Source organism: Viridibacillus sp. FSL R5-0888 (genome assembly GCF_038009105.1).
Classification (GTDB): Bacteria; Bacillota; Bacilli; order Bacillales_A; family Planococcaceae; genus Viridibacillus; species Viridibacillus arenosi.
The window spans coordinates 3,976,663-3,996,128 of the sequence record NZ_JBBPAU010000001.1; the positions used below are offsets into that span (position 1 = coordinate 3,976,663).

The 19,466-nt window shown below is 36.2% G+C and carries 17 protein-coding genes; 4 read left to right on the forward strand and 13 right to left on the reverse strand.

The features are described 5' to 3' along the window. Window positions 1-46 precede the first annotated feature (46 nt). The 3 genes from MKY02_RS19675 to MKY02_RS19685 form a co-directional block, all read right to left on the reverse strand. A complete protein-coding gene (locus tag MKY02_RS19675; protein WP_155981159.1) occupies window positions 47-184 on the reverse strand; it encodes a hypothetical protein in 138 nt (45 codons plus the stop codon). A gap of 270 nt (window positions 185-454) precedes the next feature. After that, complete coding sequence (locus MKY02_RS19680; RefSeq protein ID WP_340711633.1) at window positions 455-1,063, reverse strand: GDSL-type esterase/lipase family protein; 609 nt, start codon at window positions 1,061-1,063, stop codon at window positions 455-457. A 31-nt stretch (window positions 1,064-1,094) separates the two neighbouring features. Further along, entirely contained in the window at window positions 1,095-1,958 is an 864-nt protein-coding gene (locus MKY02_RS19685) for a GNAT family N-acetyltransferase (protein WP_076034264.1), read from the reverse strand. A 114-nt stretch (window positions 1,959-2,072) separates the two neighbouring features. Here MKY02_RS19685 and MKY02_RS19690 point away from each other — a divergent pair, with 114 nt between their 5' ends. Further along, window positions 2,073-3,140: an acyltransferase family protein gene (locus MKY02_RS19690; RefSeq protein ID WP_076034263.1), complete on the forward strand. Its 1,068-nt coding sequence runs from the start codon at window positions 2,073-2,075 to the stop codon at window positions 3,138-3,140. A gap of 58 nt (window positions 3,141-3,198) precedes the next feature. Here MKY02_RS19690 and MKY02_RS19695 read toward each other — a convergent pair whose 3' ends face one another. From MKY02_RS19695 to MKY02_RS19705, 3 genes are all read right to left on the reverse strand, one after another. Then, window positions 3,199-5,022 (reverse strand): ABC transporter ATP-binding protein, encoded by a 1,824-nt coding sequence (locus MKY02_RS19695; RefSeq protein ID WP_038180330.1) that lies wholly within the window; start codon window positions 5,020-5,022, stop codon window positions 3,199-3,201. Beyond that, window positions 5,015-6,748: an ABC transporter ATP-binding protein gene (locus MKY02_RS19700; RefSeq protein ID WP_038180331.1), complete on the reverse strand. Its 1,734-nt coding sequence runs from the start codon at window positions 6,746-6,748 to the stop codon at window positions 5,015-5,017. The genes MKY02_RS19695 and MKY02_RS19700 overlap by 8 nt, the downstream gene beginning before the upstream one ends. Before the next feature lie 287 nt (window positions 6,749-7,035). Then, the gene (locus tag MKY02_RS19705; RefSeq protein ID WP_038180334.1) at window positions 7,036-7,953 is read right to left on the reverse strand and encodes a DMT family transporter; all 918 of its coding nucleotides are present in this window, start codon (window positions 7,951-7,953) and stop codon (window positions 7,036-7,038) included. A 202-nt stretch (window positions 7,954-8,155) separates the two neighbouring features. Between MKY02_RS19705 and MKY02_RS19710 the strand changes: the two genes are divergently transcribed. Beyond that, window positions 8,156-10,171 carry a sensor domain-containing protein gene (locus tag MKY02_RS19710; protein ID WP_038180336.1) on the forward strand — a complete coding sequence of 672 codons (2,016 nt, stop codon included), beginning with the start codon at window positions 8,156-8,158 and terminating at the stop codon, window positions 10,169-10,171. Between the two features lie 80 nt (window positions 10,172-10,251). Here MKY02_RS19710 and MKY02_RS19715 read toward each other — a convergent pair whose 3' ends face one another. Continuing rightward, the gene (locus MKY02_RS19715; protein ID WP_038180337.1) at window positions 10,252-10,716 is read right to left on the reverse strand and encodes a threonine/serine exporter family protein; all 465 of its coding nucleotides are present in this window, start codon (window positions 10,714-10,716) and stop codon (window positions 10,252-10,254) included. A 10-nt stretch (window positions 10,717-10,726) separates the two neighbouring features. Next, the gene (locus MKY02_RS19720; protein ID WP_038180892.1) at window positions 10,727-11,467 is read right to left on the reverse strand and encodes a threonine/serine exporter family protein; all 741 of its coding nucleotides are present in this window, start codon (window positions 11,465-11,467) and stop codon (window positions 10,727-10,729) included. A 240-nt stretch (window positions 11,468-11,707) separates the two neighbouring features. On the opposite strand from MKY02_RS19720, the gene MKY02_RS19725 reads away from it, so the two are divergent. Then, window positions 11,708-13,081 (forward strand): polysaccharide deacetylase family protein, encoded by a 1,374-nt coding sequence (locus MKY02_RS19725; RefSeq protein WP_038180338.1) that lies wholly within the window; start codon window positions 11,708-11,710, stop codon window positions 13,079-13,081. 67 nt (window positions 13,082-13,148) lie between these two features. Here MKY02_RS19725 and abc-f read toward each other — a convergent pair whose 3' ends face one another. The 5 genes from abc-f to MKY02_RS19745 all read right to left on the reverse strand — a co-directional run bounded on the left by abc-f (window position 13,149) and on the right by MKY02_RS19745 (window position 18,272). Further along, window positions 13,149-15,014 (reverse strand): ribosomal protection-like ABC-F family protein, encoded by a 1,866-nt coding sequence (gene abc-f, locus MKY02_RS19730; RefSeq protein ID WP_340711634.1) that lies wholly within the window; start codon window positions 15,012-15,014, stop codon window positions 13,149-13,151. A gap of 122 nt (window positions 15,015-15,136) precedes the next feature. Beyond that, complete coding sequence (locus MKY02_RS22110) at window positions 15,137-15,268, reverse strand: RAxF-45 family protein (protein WP_412104675.1); 132 nt, start codon at window positions 15,266-15,268, stop codon at window positions 15,137-15,139. 37 nt (window positions 15,269-15,305) lie between these two features. After that, entirely contained in the window at window positions 15,306-16,517 is a 1,212-nt protein-coding gene (locus tag MKY02_RS19735) for an acyl-CoA dehydrogenase family protein (RefSeq protein WP_038180347.1), read from the reverse strand. Window position 16,518: 1 nt separating this feature from the next. After that, a complete protein-coding gene (locus tag MKY02_RS19740) occupies window positions 16,519-17,688 on the reverse strand; it encodes a CaiB/BaiF CoA transferase family protein (protein WP_038180348.1) in 1,170 nt (389 codons plus the stop codon). A 269-nt stretch (window positions 17,689-17,957) separates the two neighbouring features. Beyond that, entirely contained in the window at window positions 17,958-18,272 is a 315-nt protein-coding gene (locus MKY02_RS19745) for a DUF3870 domain-containing protein (RefSeq protein ID WP_038180349.1), read from the reverse strand. Window positions 18,273-18,760: 488 nt separating this feature from the next. Between MKY02_RS19745 and MKY02_RS19750 the strand changes: the two genes are divergently transcribed. After that, window positions 18,761-19,435, forward strand: coding sequence for a DUF969 domain-containing protein (locus MKY02_RS19750; protein WP_038180350.1), 675 nt, complete (start codon window positions 18,761-18,763; stop codon window positions 19,433-19,435). The last annotated feature ends 31 nt before the right edge of the window (window positions 19,436-19,466 follow it).

The window sequence follows — 19,466 nt, forward strand, 5'->3', positions numbered from 1 at the left end:
AGGCATTCCAAAAGTCGTTTGCAAGCCGACAATTGGAAGCCTCTTTTTATTTCCTCGCAGAGAGAGGATAATAATTTTGTTTTTTAGAGAATATATTCATTATCTTTCGGCGGATGCCCTTTTTCTCTTTTACTAATTGCTTTTCGTTTTTTTCATCGACTTTTCCTAGTGCAGGTAATCTCATTGTAGATCTCCCCTTTGCGATGGTTTTTGTATTCCTTTAACATTACCATTAGTTTATGAATATTATCGACTAAATATGTATATTTTTAGTAAAAATTATTATTGATTTCAAATTTTTATTTTGAATTTTATAAAATAAATGATTTATGATATCCAGATTATTATCGCACTACAACTATCCTTAAATGACTTATGATTTTAAACACCTCTTAAAATGATTTAGTAAATTAAAAATACCAAGCAATTTATTATTTGCTTGGTATTCTTCGGATTATTTAAAGATGCTCCAAATTCTTTTGAAAAAACCCACTTTACTCACATCTTCCATTTTATTTAATTCTACTATTATCGCGTCTGATAACATTTCGTAACCAGCTTCTCCGAAGTGTAACCCATCGTTTTTTATACCGACCAAAAGCTCCTTGTAGTTTACCCTACTGTAGAGAATGTCAAAAAAATCAATGACATGACATCCTGTTTCTTCCGCGACATCTTTGACTGCTTGGCCGTATTTCTTTAGCCTTTGATTTTTACGATTTGGTTGTAATGCTTCATCGACTGGCGGAGATGTAATAAGAATAGTTCGATCAGCTCCAATTTGCTGAACAAAGTAGCGAATATTAGATTTAAACGTGCCTATCGGTATTAATTTATGCTTTGCAGAATCGTTTCCACCAAATAATACTGTTACAACATCAGGATTTTTTGAAAGTACATCTTTCTGAAAACGAACTCTAGCTTGCTCCGTTGTATTACCAGATACTCCAGCATTAATAAATTGATGCTGTTTCATTTTCAACTTTAGCATGGATGTTAACACTGGTTTTGGATAGTTTTCTTTTCGTGCTGTAATACTATCTCCAAAACATATGATTTTCATCTAATAATCCCCTTCTGCTCTTTTCTAGTGATTATTTTTTCGCAAAATAATCTACTTGCTGTATTTTCGAAAATCCAGCTCTTTCATAAACAGATAGCGCTTGTTCATTTTCAATCTCAACATCAAGTAATACTGTCGATTGCCCTTTTTTAGAAGCAACATTTTTGACCCATGCTAAAAGTGCAGCTCCTATTCCTTGACGTTGGAAATCAGGATGTACTGCTAAAGCAGTTACCCACTGGACATCATTCTCTTCAACTGAAGTCACAGTACCAACAACTACACCCGCTTTTTCCGCAACCCATAACACGCGTCCCTCTGTTGTCGTATTCGTAGAGATTAGATGATCTGTATCTTCTGGAGTATCATCAAATGCAGATTCAAAAATAGGAACAAGTGCATCGCGTTCTCCATTATATAAGCGAATTGTTAAGTCTCTAAGAACGTCTGTATATTCAGCAGATGCCTGTAGTGTTGCTTCTGAAAAACTATATTCATAGCCTTGCTCTTCGATGAATTTACGACCTTCGTCACCGTTTAATGTAAGAGCTAATTCTCCAACAGTATTACGTTCATTAAATCCAGTTGCAATGCTCCCAACTAGTAGCTTACCAATTCCCATCCCACGATACATAGGAGCTACAACTGCTGACCATTCAAAAGTATTGAACCCCATCGTATCAACTGCACTAGCTACACCAACAAGTTCGTCCTTGTCATCATCATAAGCCAGCACTAGAAAGCCATATGCCTCTGGGTTGCACCAGCTACTTTCGTTCATCACCACTTTGTAATTTAGTTTATCTTCAAGTTCAGCTTTTCTCAATAATTGTAAAACTTCTTGATAAGTTTCACCATCAATAGGATATGTTGCTTTCATTATAAAAATATTCAAATTGAAACCACCTTGTTGTAATTGTTTTGTCATCTAAATGATAACAAATTATCAAATTAAGCGACTATCATTTGGCTTTTTAGGGGTATAGAATATCGAGATGGAGGTTTTACAATGACAAAACAACGCTTAACTTGGGTTGATGTGACAAAGGGATTTTTAATGATATTAGTAGTAATAGGTCATTTTCCTGGCGACTTGGATTACCCTCTTTTACAATATATTTATTGGTTCCACATGCCCGCTTTCTTTGTACTGAGTGGATTATTTTTCAAACCGTTATCAAAGGACGAGCCTATTCGTAAAGCTGTTAAAAAACGATTTATGCAATTGATGGTTCCCTATTTCTTTTTCCTATTGGTTATTACATGCATTCGTTATATATTGGCATTCGCTTATGGAAATACCGATATTTCATGGTATATGGAGGATTTAAGTACGCTCATTATTGGTGGACGTTATGCACGCGGATCTTACGGTGTATTTTGGTTTACAACAGTCTTATTCTTTACTTACTTATTATTCTTATTACTAACAAAATATTTAAACCGATTCTATCAATTTCTTGTACTTGCAATTTGCTATATTATCGCGCATATCCAAAGTTACTATGTAATAGATATTATTGGCGGCTCTTCAGCTGAAGCTGCACAAACAATTCCTATACTATGGAATTTAGATGTTACGCTCATAACTTTGGTCTACTTCGCCATTGGCTATTATGCAAAGGATTTGTTCTTACACATACGTTTGCCCTTATGGACAGTTTGTACAGTTAGTTCTCTCTTGGTAATGCGTCTAGCTTGGATAGATCAATTTGACTATCATTTAAGCTTGAAGTTTATTCGTTACAATCACGCCTTATTGGACCTTGTCATCCCTTTCATCTTTATCATTACCATTTTCGGTATATTCCAATTTATTACGCGCTTCACACCATTGAAATCGTTGAATTTTATCGAAATGCAGTCAATCACTATTATGTATATGCATATTTCGGTAGATAAACAGATGAATAATTTCTTTGACTACGATCTCGTTGGATATACTGTTCTATGTCTGGGAGTATCTATTATAGGCTCTTTAGTTATAAAGAAATTCATCCCTTACGGATTATTCTTTATCGGAGATATTCGTGCAAAACGCCCACTTCTTTTTAAGGGCAAGCTATTTACCACATAAACAAAAAAGGCATTCGTCCATTTGAAATGGATGAATGCCTTTTCTATCTACCAAACAGTTATGCATTTGATTCTTCTAACATTTTATAATAAATCCCTTGTTTTTCAGTTAACTCTTGCTGGGTACCTGCTTCAACAAGCTCGCCTTGTTGCATGACAAAGACGATGTCAGCTTGGCGTACTGTATTCAATCGATGAGCAATTACAAAGCTTGTGCGCCCTTTCATTAAACGTTCTAGAGCTTCTTGAATTTTCAACTCTGTTACAGTATCAATGCTACTCGTTGCCTCATCTAACAATAGGATTACAGGGTCTGCAACAAGCGCTCTTGCTATAGACAATAACTGCTTTTGACCTTGGCTTATTTCAGCACCATCAGCAGTCAGAAATGTATCGTAACCATTCTTCAATTTCATAATGAAATCATGAGCATTAGCCTTACGTGCGGCTTCCTCCACTTCTTCATCTGTTGCATTTAATTGACCATATCGAATATTTTCTCTAACTGTTTCTTCAAATAAAAACGGATCTTGTAAAACAAATGCCATTTGACTGCGCAAATTTTGACGTGATATTGCTTGAATAGGTGTATCGTCAATAGTAATTTCACCATTATTTACTTCATAGTAACGTGCGAGTAACTGTAAAATTGTTGTTTTACCAGCCCCCGTAGCACCGACTAAAGCAGCTGTTTGTCCTGCCTCTACGTGAAAGCTAACATTTTTTATCGTATGCGTTGCATCTGTTTGTTCATATTTGAAAGAGACGTTGTTGAACTTTACATCACCTTGTAGTTGATGGATTACTTTATCTGAGGCTAAATCCTTCTCTTCCTCTTCGTTCATAATCCCAAAAACGCGTTCTGCTCCTGCAATTGCAGACAAAACATTATTAAACTGATTCGCCAAATCGTTTAGAGGACGTGTAAACTGACGCGCATATTCTGAAAATATCACAATCGTCCCAATTGTAACTTGACCCTTCAACGCTAATAAACCACCGACTCCCGCAACAATGGCAAAGCTTGCATTATTTAATAGGTTCATGACCTTTGGAATGCCACCTGAGTATACGTTAGACCAAAAGCCAATTTGTCGTAACTTAGTGCTTTTCTCTGCAAACTCTTCAATCATACGCGGCTCTTGAGAAAAAGCCTTAACAATTCGTTGTCCTGAAATCGACTCCTCAATCATCCCATTTAATGCCCCTAATGCACGCTGCTGTTCTTTAAATAATTTGCCAGTACGGCGTGTAATCCATCTTGTAGCTACGAACATTACTGGAATAATGATCATCGTCAAAAGTGTTAATAATGGACTCATTGACAACATAACAACTAATGTCCCAACTAATGTTAAAACACTTGAAAATACTTGAATAAATGTACTATTCAAGGTCGAACTAACATTCTCAATATCATTTGTCATACGACTCATTAACTCGCCATGTTGTCGCTTATCAAAAAAGGAAATTGGTAACTTCTGCAGCTTAGTGAATAGACCTGTACGCATGCGATAAATCGTTTGTTGTGCAATACCAATCATCCAATAGTTTTGGAGAAACAATGATAATGACAAACCTATATAAATGGCTATCAAACCAAATATTAGCTTAGACAAACCTGCAAACTGAGCCTTCATAATGTGGTTATCAATAATTTTCCCAATCAAATAAGGACCTAGTAATGAGAATACCGAGCTCGCTACTACCATGAATAGAACAATAATTAATAGCGCACGTTGTTCATCCACAATACGCCAAATATGTCCTAGCGTTGAACCCCAATTTGTTGCACGATCCACCTTTTTATTGCGCTTCTTTTGTATATCTTCTTTCGTCAAAATATTTTTATAGCCAAAAGGTTCTCGAATTGCTTTAAGCATTATCATCCACCCCCTGCTCTTGTTGTGAAGTCGCAATTTTCCGATATAATATAGAACTTTCCATCAATTCTTCATGAGTACCAAATGCTGAAACTAATCCGTCTTCTAGAAGCAAAATTCGGTCTGCTCCTTTTGCTGTGCGAATTTTCTGTGTCACCACTAGCATTGTTGCATCTTCACCCTCTAGAGCACTCCATAATGCCGATTCTGTTTTGACATCTAGTGCACTCGTACTATCATCTAAAATCAAAAATTCTGGTTTACGTATTAATGCCCTAGCAATTGATAATCGTTGTTTTTGACCACCTGATAAGTTTACTCCCTTTTGACCAACTCTAGTTTCGTAGTCATTTGGAAAATGCTGAATTGAATCATGGATTTGTGCCTGTATTGTTGCCTCTTGCACTTGTTCAATTGAAGCAGCTGTATTGCCCCATGTTACGTTATCGTGGATAGAACCTGTGAATAACAATGCCCGCTGTGGTACATAACCAATCTCTTCACGCAACTTTTCTAAAGACCAGTTTTTCACATTCTCTCCATCCACAAAGATATCCCCAGACGTCGTATCGTAAAAACGAGGTAATAGCTGTAGCAATGTCGATTTACCTGAGCCAGTCGCACCCATAATAGCTAACTTTTCACCTTGCTCACATTTAAAAGAGATATTACGCAACACGAAATCATCTGTCTGTGGATATTTAAAAGAAACGTTGTCAAAACGTAGAGTCCCACGTTGTCGAACTTCCAGTAATCCTTTATCCATCTCATCATCTTCTAAGCCTTCTTCAATTAACAATACTTCCTCCATGCGATCCGCTGATGCTTTCGCTCGTGAAATAAATACGATAATAAATGAAAACATTGAAAATGCCCCTGTCATACGTAATGCATAGTTGACTATCGCTACAAGCTCACCGATCTGTGTTTCTCCTTGCTCAATTTTTCCCGCTCCAAACCAAAGAACCACAAGCAAGCTAACGTTCATAACAAACAGCAATATGGGCTGAATATACTCCATCGTTCGTAATGCTTTAGAGGTATCTACCTTCAAAGCATTCGCTACTTTTTCAAACCTACTCGCTTCGTACATACCACGCAAATAGGCTTTTACTAAACGCATCGCTTGTAAATTCTCTTGAATAACACGATTGACTCGGTCAACACGCTTTTGAACGGATGAGAAATATGTAATACCTTTCCGAACCATTAATAATAAGAAAATAGCTAAAAACGGTGCACCTATTACAAGATATACGGCTAATGATGGCTTCACATAAAACGCCATTATTAAACTACCAATCACAACAAGAGGCGTACGTAGCATGACTCTTAGACTCATAAATAAGACCTGTTGTACTTGAGATACATCACTTGTTAAGCGCGTAATAAGTCCAGCCGTTGGAAACCTCAAAAACGTCGTCATTGTAAATGATTGTACTTTTTTAAACAATGCATTTCGCAAATCAAAGGCAAAGCTTTGTGATGCATGTGCTGAAAAAAATGAATTCGTAATACCTGCAATAAAGCCAAGGAAAGCTATCAACATCATTATGCTACCCCATAACCAAACAGTTGCAGAATCTTGTAAAACGATTCCATCATCAATAATTTTCTTGATAATTAATGGTTGCATTAATTCAACAGCAAGCTCTACAAGCATGAGCGAAATAGCAATAACAGCGAACCATTTGTATGGTTTTATGTATGAAAACATTGTCTTCATGGTATAACCCCCACATTCATTTCGTCTCTCGAAATTTATTTAATTATTCCTTATTATGCCACAAAATAGACATAACTTGTGCTATAAAAACTCGAAATATTTTGAATGATAATATGATAAATTTTTTTTACTCATAAATATCTAAAAAAAACCCCTTCACTCCAAAAGTGAAAGAGGCAATTTATAAGTAATGAGCTTCGAAATAGATAATACAATTTTTCACACTAATTTAGTATCTAATAAAAAACCTCTTTAAAAACACAGTGGTATTTATTTTTTATCCAAATTTATTCATCTGCTTGTTGCTTATCCCCTTCAATGGAAAGCCATGTCACACAAACAAGCATAATTACGATTCCTACAATTTGCCATATTGCTAGTGTTCTTCCTAACCAAATAACAGAAATGATCATAGCTGTTAATGGTTCCATACTCGACAACACACTTGTTTCTACAGCTGTTATATATTTCATACTACTTAAAAACAATACAAAGGCAGCTGTTCCAAAGAAAATAATAGCAGTTAGCATTAATGCAATTTTCGGGTCTAACAATAGGCTCCATTCATCTGAACTCCAGACTCGCGAAATTACACCTAGTACAATACCACCGATTAGCATTCCCCATCCTACTACAATAAGTACACCCCATTCCTTCATAATAGCTGCAGGATATAAAGTATAAAAAGCAAATGTTAACCCAACCACAACTCCCCATAAAAGAGCTTCAGAACTTACGAGCAATGTCTCAAAGGAAGCATTAGTGAGTAATAAAAACAAACCAACAAGCGTCCCTAGAATACCTAATACTTGGTATTTTGGTGGCCATTTGCGATATGAGATTGAAACAAAAATAATAATGAAAATAGGTGCCAAAAATTGTAGTAATGTGGCTACAACTGCATTACTAGCATCAATAGCTGCTACGAATGAATATTGCACTCCAAGCATTCCTAAAACGCCAAATATGACTAATTTCCTCCACCAAACAGGATATCTCCAAATACTTGTTACATCTTTTTTAGTTATCAATAAAAAGGACAATAGTATTATACCTGCCAAAACGAGGCGGACTGTTAGCATAAACGGTACAGTTAACTCACTATTAGATAATACCCACTCCATAAGCGGCCCAGTAGCACCCCAAAGCATCGCTCCAGAAATAATCAGAATTATCCCTCTTAATCTATGTGACTGATGATTCATTACCGAACCCCTCCATAGTGATTATATTTTACTGTATTTTGAATATTTTTTTGCATATTTCTACCCATTTTATCCTTTATATATCACTAATATTAATATATAATTCTGAATTTCTTTTATATACATTACCTATTACTAATGACGGATGACAATCTTTTCACTATAATGATAGATATAGTAATTTCAAGGAGTCGTCGCATGCATGAATGAAACTCAAACAATTTTTAGTACAGCCAATTCAGTTTTGAACCAAATGCCATTTCCAATGATGATTGTTAATCATGAAGGAATCGTAGCAGCATGGAATCGCCAAGCCGAAAAAACTTTCGGCTATTCTGCGGATGAAGTCCTTGGTAAATTTACCCCCTTCATTGAAGCAGAGAAATCAGGCCTACATAAAGAAGGATGGACAAAGCTTTTACGTTCTCCTGAACCTTTCCATTTCGATAAAATGGCATTCATAGCAAAAAATAAAGAAGCTATCTTTTCGTCTGCTTTAGCAAAAGCATTTACTATCGAAAACGAGCGTTATGTATTTTTCCATTTTGAAATGACAGATGAGATTCAAAAAGACCCATCACCTTATCAAGAATTAATTAGCTTGAAATCAGGATTGGAATCCTCCTTTATGATGTTAACGATGGATCAAGAAGGTTTAATCAATTTCGCAAACAACAATTTCTTAAAACGGAGCAAATGGACACCAAAACGAATTATAGGCAAAACATTTTGGCAAATGTTCCCTCAAACAGATGACGGAACTGCTGATGCAAATAACATTTGGACATCCCTTAAAAACGGCAAGGCTTGGAAGGGCGAAGTTGAAAAAATGTCGAAAGACGGTTTATCCTATTGGGTCGATTTAACGGCTATCCCGATTTTCGTGACATGCAAAAACCCTTCCTACTTTATACTGCTCGAAAATGATATTACAGAAAAAAAATTGCTACAAAACCGCTTAGAAAAAATCGCTTATATCGATCAAGAGACTGGTTTAATGAATCGCTATCGTTTAGAACAAATTGTCACTGACATGATTCAAGAAAAGAATCACTTTACATTTGTTTACCTAAGCATTGATAAATTTTACTCTTTGAAGGAAATTTATGATGAACAAACAGAAATCGTCCTTTTACAGGAATTCACAAACCGTATGAAGATATATTTCCAAGATAGCACAATGGCTCGAGTCGGTATAGATGAATTTGTCGTATTAACTCCACTTGGTGAATGGTTTATCCAAGGTTTCCTTGCCTATCTAAAACAACACCCTATTTATGTAAACAATCGTGCACTACCACTTTCAATTAGCGGAGGTATTACAAAATACCCTGAAGATCAGTCATCATTCTCACATTTAGTGAAAGCTTCACATGCAGCAATTTCTAAAGTGCGTTCTGATGGTGGGGGCAATATTATTAGTTTAACAAAAGCTGATCATAAAGCACTTAGTACAAAGGCCATTATTGAAAAGCGCCTACTAATCGCTCTGGATAAAAAGAACTTAAAAGTACTCTATCAACCCCAGTTAAATTTAGAGACAGGTAATATTACTGGTGTAGAAGCCCTCGTACGTTGGGAAGACGAGGAAATTGGTATCGTTACACCAGATGTCTTAATCCCAATCGCCGAAGAAACTGGTTTGATTAATGATATTGGCGCTTTTATGCTTGAACAAGCTTGTTTACAAGCAGTAGCTTGGCACAAAAAAGGCTTAGATTTAAAAGTAAGTATTAACTCATCTGTACGAGAATTCCGTGATAAAAACATGGTACAACATATTAGAAAAGTATTAGAGAAAACAAATTGTCCTGCTAAACTATTGCAAATTGAAATTACAGAAAAATTTGCTTTAGAAGCTGAAGCCGAAACTTCTATAATTCAACAGATGAAGCAATTAGAAGCTGACGGTATTGTCTTCGTCCTTGATGACTTTGGTACAGGATATGCATCTTTCCGATTCATGCAACTCTTACCATTAGCTGAAATTAAAATTGACCAAACATTTATTTCAACACTTCAATATCAGAAGAAAGCGCAAAAATTAATACAAGGTATGATCCAATTTGGAAAATCTATCAATATGCGTGTTTTAGCTGAGGGGGTTGAAACAGCAGAGCAACTCGAATTACTTACATCATTTGGCTGTGATGCAGCACAAGGCTATCATATTAGCCATCCTATTACACCTAAAGAGGTTGAAAACCTTTTAAAATAATTTCTTATATTTATTTCAATAAATACAGTTCGTAAATAAAAGATGGCCATCGCTCAAATTAGCGATGGCCATTTATCTCTTTAAATTTCATTTTGTAACGCTTTTGCCTTACGTTTGCGTATTACATTGAAAATGAGTTGCATAAACACCTCTGCGAAGACAAGCCCCATAACAATGGCACCTGTAATAATGAATGCCCTTGCTGCATATTGAATGCTTTCAAGATATTCATTTTCAACGACATGTCTCATTGCATTGTAAGCCATTCCCCCAGGTACGAGAGGAATAATACCAGCAACGCTAAAGATAATCATCGGCATTTTAAAACGTCTTGCCAACATATGTGCCACAATCGAAATAACAAACGAACCCGCAAATGAAGCTAATACAGCATCCATACCATGCTTCAATAGAGAATAGTATATTAGCCATCCGATGGCTCCCACTAACCCACAATGGAATAGAGTTTTTTTAGGTGCATTAAAAATAATTCCAAAACCAGCTGTTGCTAAAAAACTAAGAACTCCTTGGGTGACCCAAAACATAGTATTCCTCCTAAAATGACAATACTAGTGCAACACCCGCACCGATCGCAAATGCCGTTAAAAAAGCTTCCGTTCCTTTAGCTACTCCGGATACAAAATGTCCTGCCATCAAGTCCCGCACTGCATTTGCAATAAGTAAGCCTGGTACTAACGGCATCACAGAAGCAATAATAATTTTATCTATTTGGATACCTATTCCCAATTTTACTGTTATAAACGCTGTAATACCTACAAACAATGCAGCTGTGAATTCTGCAAAAAACTTTACCTTTGTTAACTCATGCATTAAAACAAAAAGCAAAAAACCAATTCCGCCAGCTAAAATCGCTGCAGGAACATCCTTCCAAACACCTTCAAATAATATCAAAAAACATCCACTTGCAATAGCCGAAGCGACTATTTGAAGCCATGTCGGGAAATATAAATTTGAACGATCTATTCGTTGTAATTCCTCAAACGCCTCTGACAAAGTAATTTGCTCTGCAGTTAATCGACGTGATACACCATTTACAAGCGCAATTTTCTCTAAATCTGTCGAGCGTCTTGGTATTTGAACAATTCTTGTTGGCCTTTTATGACCAGCTGAAAATATTATTCCTGTAGGTGTCACAAAACTCTGCGCGGATGTTAATCCTTGGGAATTCGCCATACGTAACATCGTATCTTCAGCACGATACGTTTCTGCTCCACTTTGCATAAGTAATCTTCCAGCTAGAAGAAAACAATCTATCGCAAGTTCCTCTTCTTCCATTTCAATCACGGCTTTCTCCTGCCCTTCATAAACAAAATTCACCAAAAATACGTTATGTAAGACCAATTATTAGTAAAAAAATGTAATATCTTGCATGGCAAAATGCCTCTTTTGCGTCATTTTTACTTATTTTTCAACAAAAGATGATTTTTTAACATAAATTCAAAACTTTTCGCGCCACTTCGCCGTCTAATCGTATAGAATAGAACACATAATAGTTTTAAAGGAGGTCTTGGGGAAATGACCACATCACGCCCTAAAAAAAGAGGGCTTTGGATTGACACAATATTAATTTGTAGTGTTTTAGCACTATCTGCTGTTTTGCTTTTCTTTTTTTTAGTACCAAAAAACGACAAAGAATCTTCAGTAACAAATGGGGTCGCTTTAGCAGCACCACCTGAGCATCAAACAAAGGATTCGAAATATACCGGTATAAAAATTGCCTCTATTATTTCAGAAGACCATCGTATGCCCTATTCAATTGAATATCCTCAAACTGAAGATAAAGAATTCAACAAAGTTATGAAAGATGCCGTTTATAAGACGCGCGATACCTACTTAGCTAGCATGGAGGAAGTACTCCAAAATGATGCAAATAAAGTTGGTAAGTTAACAATAACATTTAAAACTTTGTATCATAAAAAGAATTACTACTCGTTTGTTTTAACTCAAAATACATATAAAGGCACAGGAAGTAAAGAAAAAACAATCCAAACCTTTATGTATGATAAAAAAAATAAGAAACAGTTGTTTTTAAACAACGTTATTAAAAACGAAAATAATCTGTCAAAACTTATACCTTTTGTTGAAAAACAGATAAAAAGTGATGACCAGTTTAAAACATATATCAATACAACAAAGTTAAAAAATGCTATAGCACCTACGTATTCAAATTATAAGCATTTTTCTTTAACTGATAGCTCTTTATACATTTATTTTGACGGAGCGAAACTGTCCGATAATAGTAATGCTATCTCTAAGATTAAGATACCACTTTCTTCTGTAAATAGTATACTGGCTAAACCGTTCAAAATGGCAGGAATAAATCCAGATGGTACAAGAAAGAAACAAATTGCATTAACATTTGATGATGGGCCTAACGCAAAAGTAACACCGAAAATCTTAAAAACGCTTAAGAAATACAATGCAAAGGCAACGTTCTTCATGCTTGGAAGCCAAGCAATGTACAATCAAAAGCTTGCTAAAAAAGTTGCGAGTGCTGGACATGAAATTGGCAATCACTCATTTTCACATACAAATTTAGTCACTCTTTCAAATAAGAAGATTAAAGCTGAAATCAACCGCACCAATGAGGAAATTAAAAGAGCTACGGGAGAAAAACCAACGTTATTCCGTCCACCTTATGGTTCAATCAACGAGAGAGTGCGTTCACAAAATAAACTACCAGTTATCTTATGGGATGTTGATACACTTGATTGGAAACATCGTAATCCTAAAACACTATTGACTATGGTCAAACAGTATAGTCATGATGGCGCTATTATTTTAATGCATGATATTCAACCTACAACAGCTCAAGGTTTAGACTCTGTTTTAGCTTACTTACAAAAACAAGGTTATGAATTTGTAACCATATCTGAGTTAAGAAGATAATTGTATAGCCCAAGACTAATGATTTTAGCCCTCGATTACATTATGTAATCAAGGGCTATTTTTATGCTCATTCTAATTCTTCCATCCATTGCTCCAATAAAACTTCTAGTTGCTGCTCTGCTCTTTCTTTCTCAGCTATTAGTTGTTCATATAAACTCCAATCCTGCTCTTGATGAATTTTCTGATTCAGTTGTTTTATAGTAGCTTCAATCTTTGCAATTTCTTGTTCTTTATTTGTATCATTTTTTATTACTTTTACTTTTGGAGATGTTTTTTTCTCTTGTTTTATAGACTGTGGTGAGTTAAGAGCTTGTTTCTCATTAAACTTTTGTCGTGCCCAGTCGTACGGACCCTCATATGTTATTAACTTCCGATTCTCAAGCCACACTGTTCTTGTAAACAATTTATTTAAAAAGAAGCGATCATGAGAAATAGCTAAAATAGTACCTTTAAAGTCTTCTAACGCGTCTTCTAGTACTTCCCTTGATTCTATATCTAAATGATTTGTCGGTTCATCTAAGATCAGTAAATTGACGTCTTGATGCATGAGCTGTGCCAATCTAAGTCGCATACGTTCACCACCACTTAAATCTGCAATTCTCTTAAAAACATCTACTCCGTAAAACATAAATTTAGCTAAAATATGACGAGCATCAACTTCAGTGACAGAAACTTCATCACGGAAAACATCAATGAGACGCGCTTTAGGCTTATCAATTTGAAAATGCTGTGATAGATAGCCAATTTTCACTTGGCTACCTAACTTACATGTTCCCGTGTCTATCGTTGTCTTATTCAGTAACATATTCAAGATAGTAGATTTTCCTGTACCATTGCGCCCTACGATTGCCATATGTTCTTGCCATAGAAGTTGTAAATTTACATTTCTGAGTAATACTTTATCTCCAAAAGCTTTTGTGACATTTTCTAGTATGGCAACTTCCTTCCCACTGCGAGGCGCCGCTTCAAACGATAGATTCATTTTTTTAGGATCAATAATTGGCTTGCGAAGTTTTTCAATACGTTCTAGAGCTCGCTCCATATTACGCGCACGTCGATGCATTGCCTCATTCGGTGGAGTGGCTTCATTCGCCCATTGTCTCATACGTTTGATTGCTTCACGCATCTTCTTCATCTTCTTTTGTTGTTCTTCGTATTGTTGAAACTCCCGCATAAGACGCGCTTCCTTTTCAACACAAAAGTCTGAATAACTACAATGATAAACTTGCAGCTCACCTTGCTCTAAATCTACAATTTTCGTCACAACTTTATCTAAAAAATAGCGATCATGCGATATTATCACAACTGTCCCTGTGTAGTCGACTAAATATTGCTCTAACCATTCTACAGCAAACAAATCCAAATGATTCGTCGGTTCATCTAATAGTAGTAAATCTGGCTTCGTCAAAAGCAATTGACCAAGCATAATTTTCGTCTTTTCCCCACCACTAAGACTGTTAAAGGGCTGTTCTACAAAATCATTTAATTGAAGTCCATTAATGACCATCTCAATTTGTGCTTGCATACTATAACCATCTGCTAGTGTGAAGCGTTCTTGCACATCTCCATATTGAACTAAGCATCTTTCTAATTGCTCCGATGTTGCATTGGCCATACTATTTTCAAGCTCTTGCATTTGACTCTGTAAAACAAGTAAATGATTAAATGCTTGGGCTAATATGTCCTGACCTGTAATTTCTTCTGAAAATAATGGAATTTGAGCTAAATACCCAATTTTAGTCCCTTTCTTAAAATGAATTTTCCCTTGGTCTGGCGATTCTACTCCTGCAATCAGTTTAAATAAAGTTGTCTTTCCAGAACCATTACGTCCAACGATTCCTAAACGGTCTCCTGTTTTAATATCTAATACTAAGTCTTCAAAAATACTATTCCCACCGAGCATTTTGCTTATATGTTGAACTGTACAAATCATGATTGATTACTTCCTTCCGTTTGACACAGCTGAAAGCACCCGATTTTTGCCAAAACAAAAAGACTGCCTGATTAACAGACAGTCTTTTACGCCTTAAAATTCGGCTTGGAAAGAATGGCTAATCAGCTGTGGATCATTTGATTTTGTTGAAAAAAGGGCGCACTTATCCCGTTGACCGCAAAATCGAAAGAAATCGCACATGTAATTGGCAAAAATTCCAAAGTATAAACATATGCATCCACAGCATTTCTCATTCTTTCCTCACCTCCGTTTCAAATAATTATGAATAGTCTAACATAATTGATGGTCAATTTCAAATGGCCATTTAGGTAACATATGATTCAATGGTTTATCTTCACGTTCCCCCAATACATAATCTGCTTGCATTAACGTATGGATTTCACGTGTTCCTTCATAAATTACAGGTGCTTTTGAGTTGCGAAGGAAACGAGCTACTGGGTATTCATCTGAATATCCGTAAGCACCATGTATTTGCACTGCATCATCTGCTGCTTTGTTGGCGAAATCACATGCCTGCCACTTTGCTAATGACGTTTCGCGTGTATTACGTACGCCTTGATTTTTTAATTCTCCTACACGATAGACTAACAAACGACTCATCTGATAGCCTGCTTCCATTTTCGCAATCATTTGTTTTACAAGCTGGTGCTGTCCTATTGGTTTGCCGAATGTGTAACGTTGATGGCAGTATTTTACGCTTTCTTCAATACATGCCATTGATAAACCAACTGCTCCTGCTGCTACAGTAAAACGACCATTATCTAAAGCTGCCATCGCAATTTTAAATCCTTCGCCTTCTTCACCTAATAAATTTTCTTTTGGGACTTTGACATCTTCGAAGAAAAGTTCACCCGTATTACCAGCACGTATGCCATACTTCCCTTTTATTGCTTTCGAAGAAAAGCCTTCCCACGTACGATCTACTATAAAGGCGGAAATTCCTTTATGTTTTAATGAACGATCTCCTGTGTATGCAAATACGATGAAATAATCGGCAACATCACATAAAGAAATCCACGTTTTTTGACCATTTAAAATATAGTGATCACCATCAAGTACTGCATGTGTAGACATAGCGGCCACATCAGATCCTGCTCCAGGTTCAGTTAAGCCGAAAGCGCCTAACTTTGCCCCCTTAGCTTGAGGGATGAGGTACTTTTTCTTTTGTTCTTCATTGCCCCATTGCAATAGAGTCATACTATTTAGTCCCGTATGGACAGACACAGCTGTACGGAACGCTGTATCACCGCGCTCTAATTCCTCGCAAACAATGGCTAATGAATTATAGTCCATTCCACTACCACCATAAGCTTCTGGAATACACACACCCATTAAACCTACATCTGATAACTTAGAAAAAATTTCTGGATCGAACTTACCTTGACTATCCCATTCAGTAATATGAGGCATGATTTCTTTATCAACAAAAGCACGTACTGTATTTCTCAACATTTTTTGCTCTTCGGTAAATTCAAAATTCATATTAATTCTCTCCCTTATGTGTCATTTTTTCATACAAAGGCTGTAAAATTTCATCGTTGTGCTCTCCTATATTTGGTGGATGATGTCTGACTGTCACAGGTGTTCTTGATAATTTCAACGGGCTCCCGATCATTTTGATTGGACCTATTGTAGGGTGATCATAAGTGATGAACATATTACGTGCCTGTAACTGCTTATCTTGTTCAACCTCTTGTATATTTTGAATCGGACCAGCTGGTATGTTCTTTTTTCTGCATGCTTCATACCAATGTGCTGTAGACTCTTGTAAAAAAGCTGTTTGCAATAAAGGTATCAGCACATCACGTTTCTTTACGCGATCTGGATTAGTAAGAAAACGTGAATCCTGTGCATATTGAGGTACCTTCAACACTTCACAAAGCGTTGCAAACTGATGATCATTTCCAACTGCTATGACCATTTCACTATCGGCCGTTTTAAATGTCTGGTATGGTACGATATTGGCATGCGCATTTCCAAGTCCAGTTGGAATATTGCCTGACATTAAATAACTGCTTCCCACATTGACTAATGCGCTCACAGCCGCATCATATAATGCGATATCAACTTTTTGACCGATTCCTGAGCGACTACGTTCTAGTAATGCAGATTGAATACCAATACATGCGTACATTCCCGTAAGTACATCAGTGATTGCTACGCCCGTTTTTTGTGGGCCAGATTCTGCTGTCCCTGTAATGCTCATAAGGCCACTCATACCTTGAATAATAAAATCATATCCCGGTAAATAGCGATCTGGTCCTGTCTCACCAAAGCCAGTAATAGAGCAATAGACAATACCCGGGTTGATCTCAACTAATGTTTCGTACCCTAAACCAAAGCGCTCCATAGTACCGGTTTTAAAGTTATTAATGATGACATCGCTATCTTGTACTAACCTTTTAATAACTTCGCGTCCCTCATCTTCCTTCAAATTGAGAGTGATAGCTTTTTTATTACGATTTGCTGTTAAATAATAAGCACTTACATCATCTTGGAATGGAGGACCCCATTTTCGCGTCTCATCACCACTATCAAGGGCCTCTACTTTAATGACCTCAGCTCCTAAATCACCTAAAATCATTGTGCAGTATGGTCCTGCAAGTACTCGAGATAAATCGATTATACGAATATTTTCTAAAGCACCAGACATCCTGTCACCTCTTTTCATAGGTCAATAAAAAAGCCAATTCAAAAAGACTCCAGTGAATATACTGAGTGTCAAATTGAACTGGCTCTTATCTGTGTCATAAAACCCGGCTAGGCTTCAAACAGATTAGACAGTATTGGCTTACTATTACCCTTGTTACCTCATCACGCGTAATGAACGATTTGAACGTTTTTGCATGATTTATTATCTTTAACTTTACTTTACTATACTATTCTTTTTTTGTAAATTTATAACTACCTGAAAATTCTGAATTATTTTGACGATTTGTAAGATTCATATTGTTTATATAAATCTTTCAATGCCGACATTAATGCGTTTCCTGCTTTACCTAAGTAATGGACTTTCACGGCTTCGACCGGTTGTGTAATACCATCTTGCAAACTATGCCCTCTTAGCAATTGCTCAACAAATGATTTCCCATGCTGCGTTGCTAACGTACAACTTGCTGCAACGATTACCCCATATTTCTTATCAATTTCCGCAGTGATTGTTAGAGTCTCATAAATGTTTTGTGCGGCCATACCAGATGGCAGCCTCGCATGTCCTGCTATAAAAATTGTGTTCATAATGGTTCAACTCCTTCAGCACATTTATTTATAAAAATTTCCAATTTATATAAAAATCATACAATACTTATTGTTAATTTGAAAGTCTTTTCAATAAACGCAAATGCCCTATTACCAACAAAAATGGCAATTTTCCAGAGTAAAAAAAGAAGCACTATCCAATTTAGAACAGTGCCAATTCTATTAATAGATTAATCAATGCCAATTGATTAATATTAGGATTCTAATAATCCATTCATTTCCTTCACCTCCTACGTCATCATTCCAACCTACAATTCCGTAATCTTATTCTTCGATAAGTTTCCTTCATTATAAAAATGCCAAAAATCGTGATTTTATTTCATACCCGCGCCTTATAAAAGACTTTGGATATTACATAATTAGGCACTTGAATCGAAAAAAATATTTAAAAAATTCTTACTTTGATATACAATAACATTTAGTTTATATTATTGAAGAATAATTTAATAAGAAGAAAGGGGATATGTATGGTTCTAATTGGTGTTCTTTTAATCATGATTGGATTTGTACTTAGAATCAATTCAGCAGTTGTAGTAACTATTTCAGCACTCGTTACGGGGATGATTGCCGGTATTCCCATTACCAGTATTATTACGCAATTTGGAGAAGCATTTACAACTAACAGGTACATGTCTATTCTCATAGTCACGCTTCCTGTTATTGGGCTGCTTGAAAAAAATGGTCTACAGCAACAAGCTGCAAAGATTGTATCAAAAATTAAAGCCATCACTGTTGGTCGGGTATTGACTATGTATTTATTGATTAGGGAAGCCGGAGCTGCTCTTGGTTTAAACAGTCTTGGGGGACATCCGCAGACTGTACGTCCGCTGATTGCTCCAATGGCAGAAGGCGCTGCTCTATCGAAATATGGAAAACTACCTGAGAAAGAGCAACAGGAAATCCGTGCACACGCAGCTGCAACCGATAATATCGGTTTGTTTTTCGGTGAAGATATTTTCGTGGCGGTTGGTGCAATTCTTTTGATGAACGGATTTTTTGAACAGAATAATATACCTGCCGATCCAATATCAATGGCGTTATGGGGAATTCCTACTGCCATCTTTGCTTTTATCGTACACGCCATTCGTCTTCGTATGTTTGATAAAAGGCTGGATAAACGTTTGGGTAATAATGGTAAATAACGCAAAACAATCTAAAGAGAAAGTGAGAGTC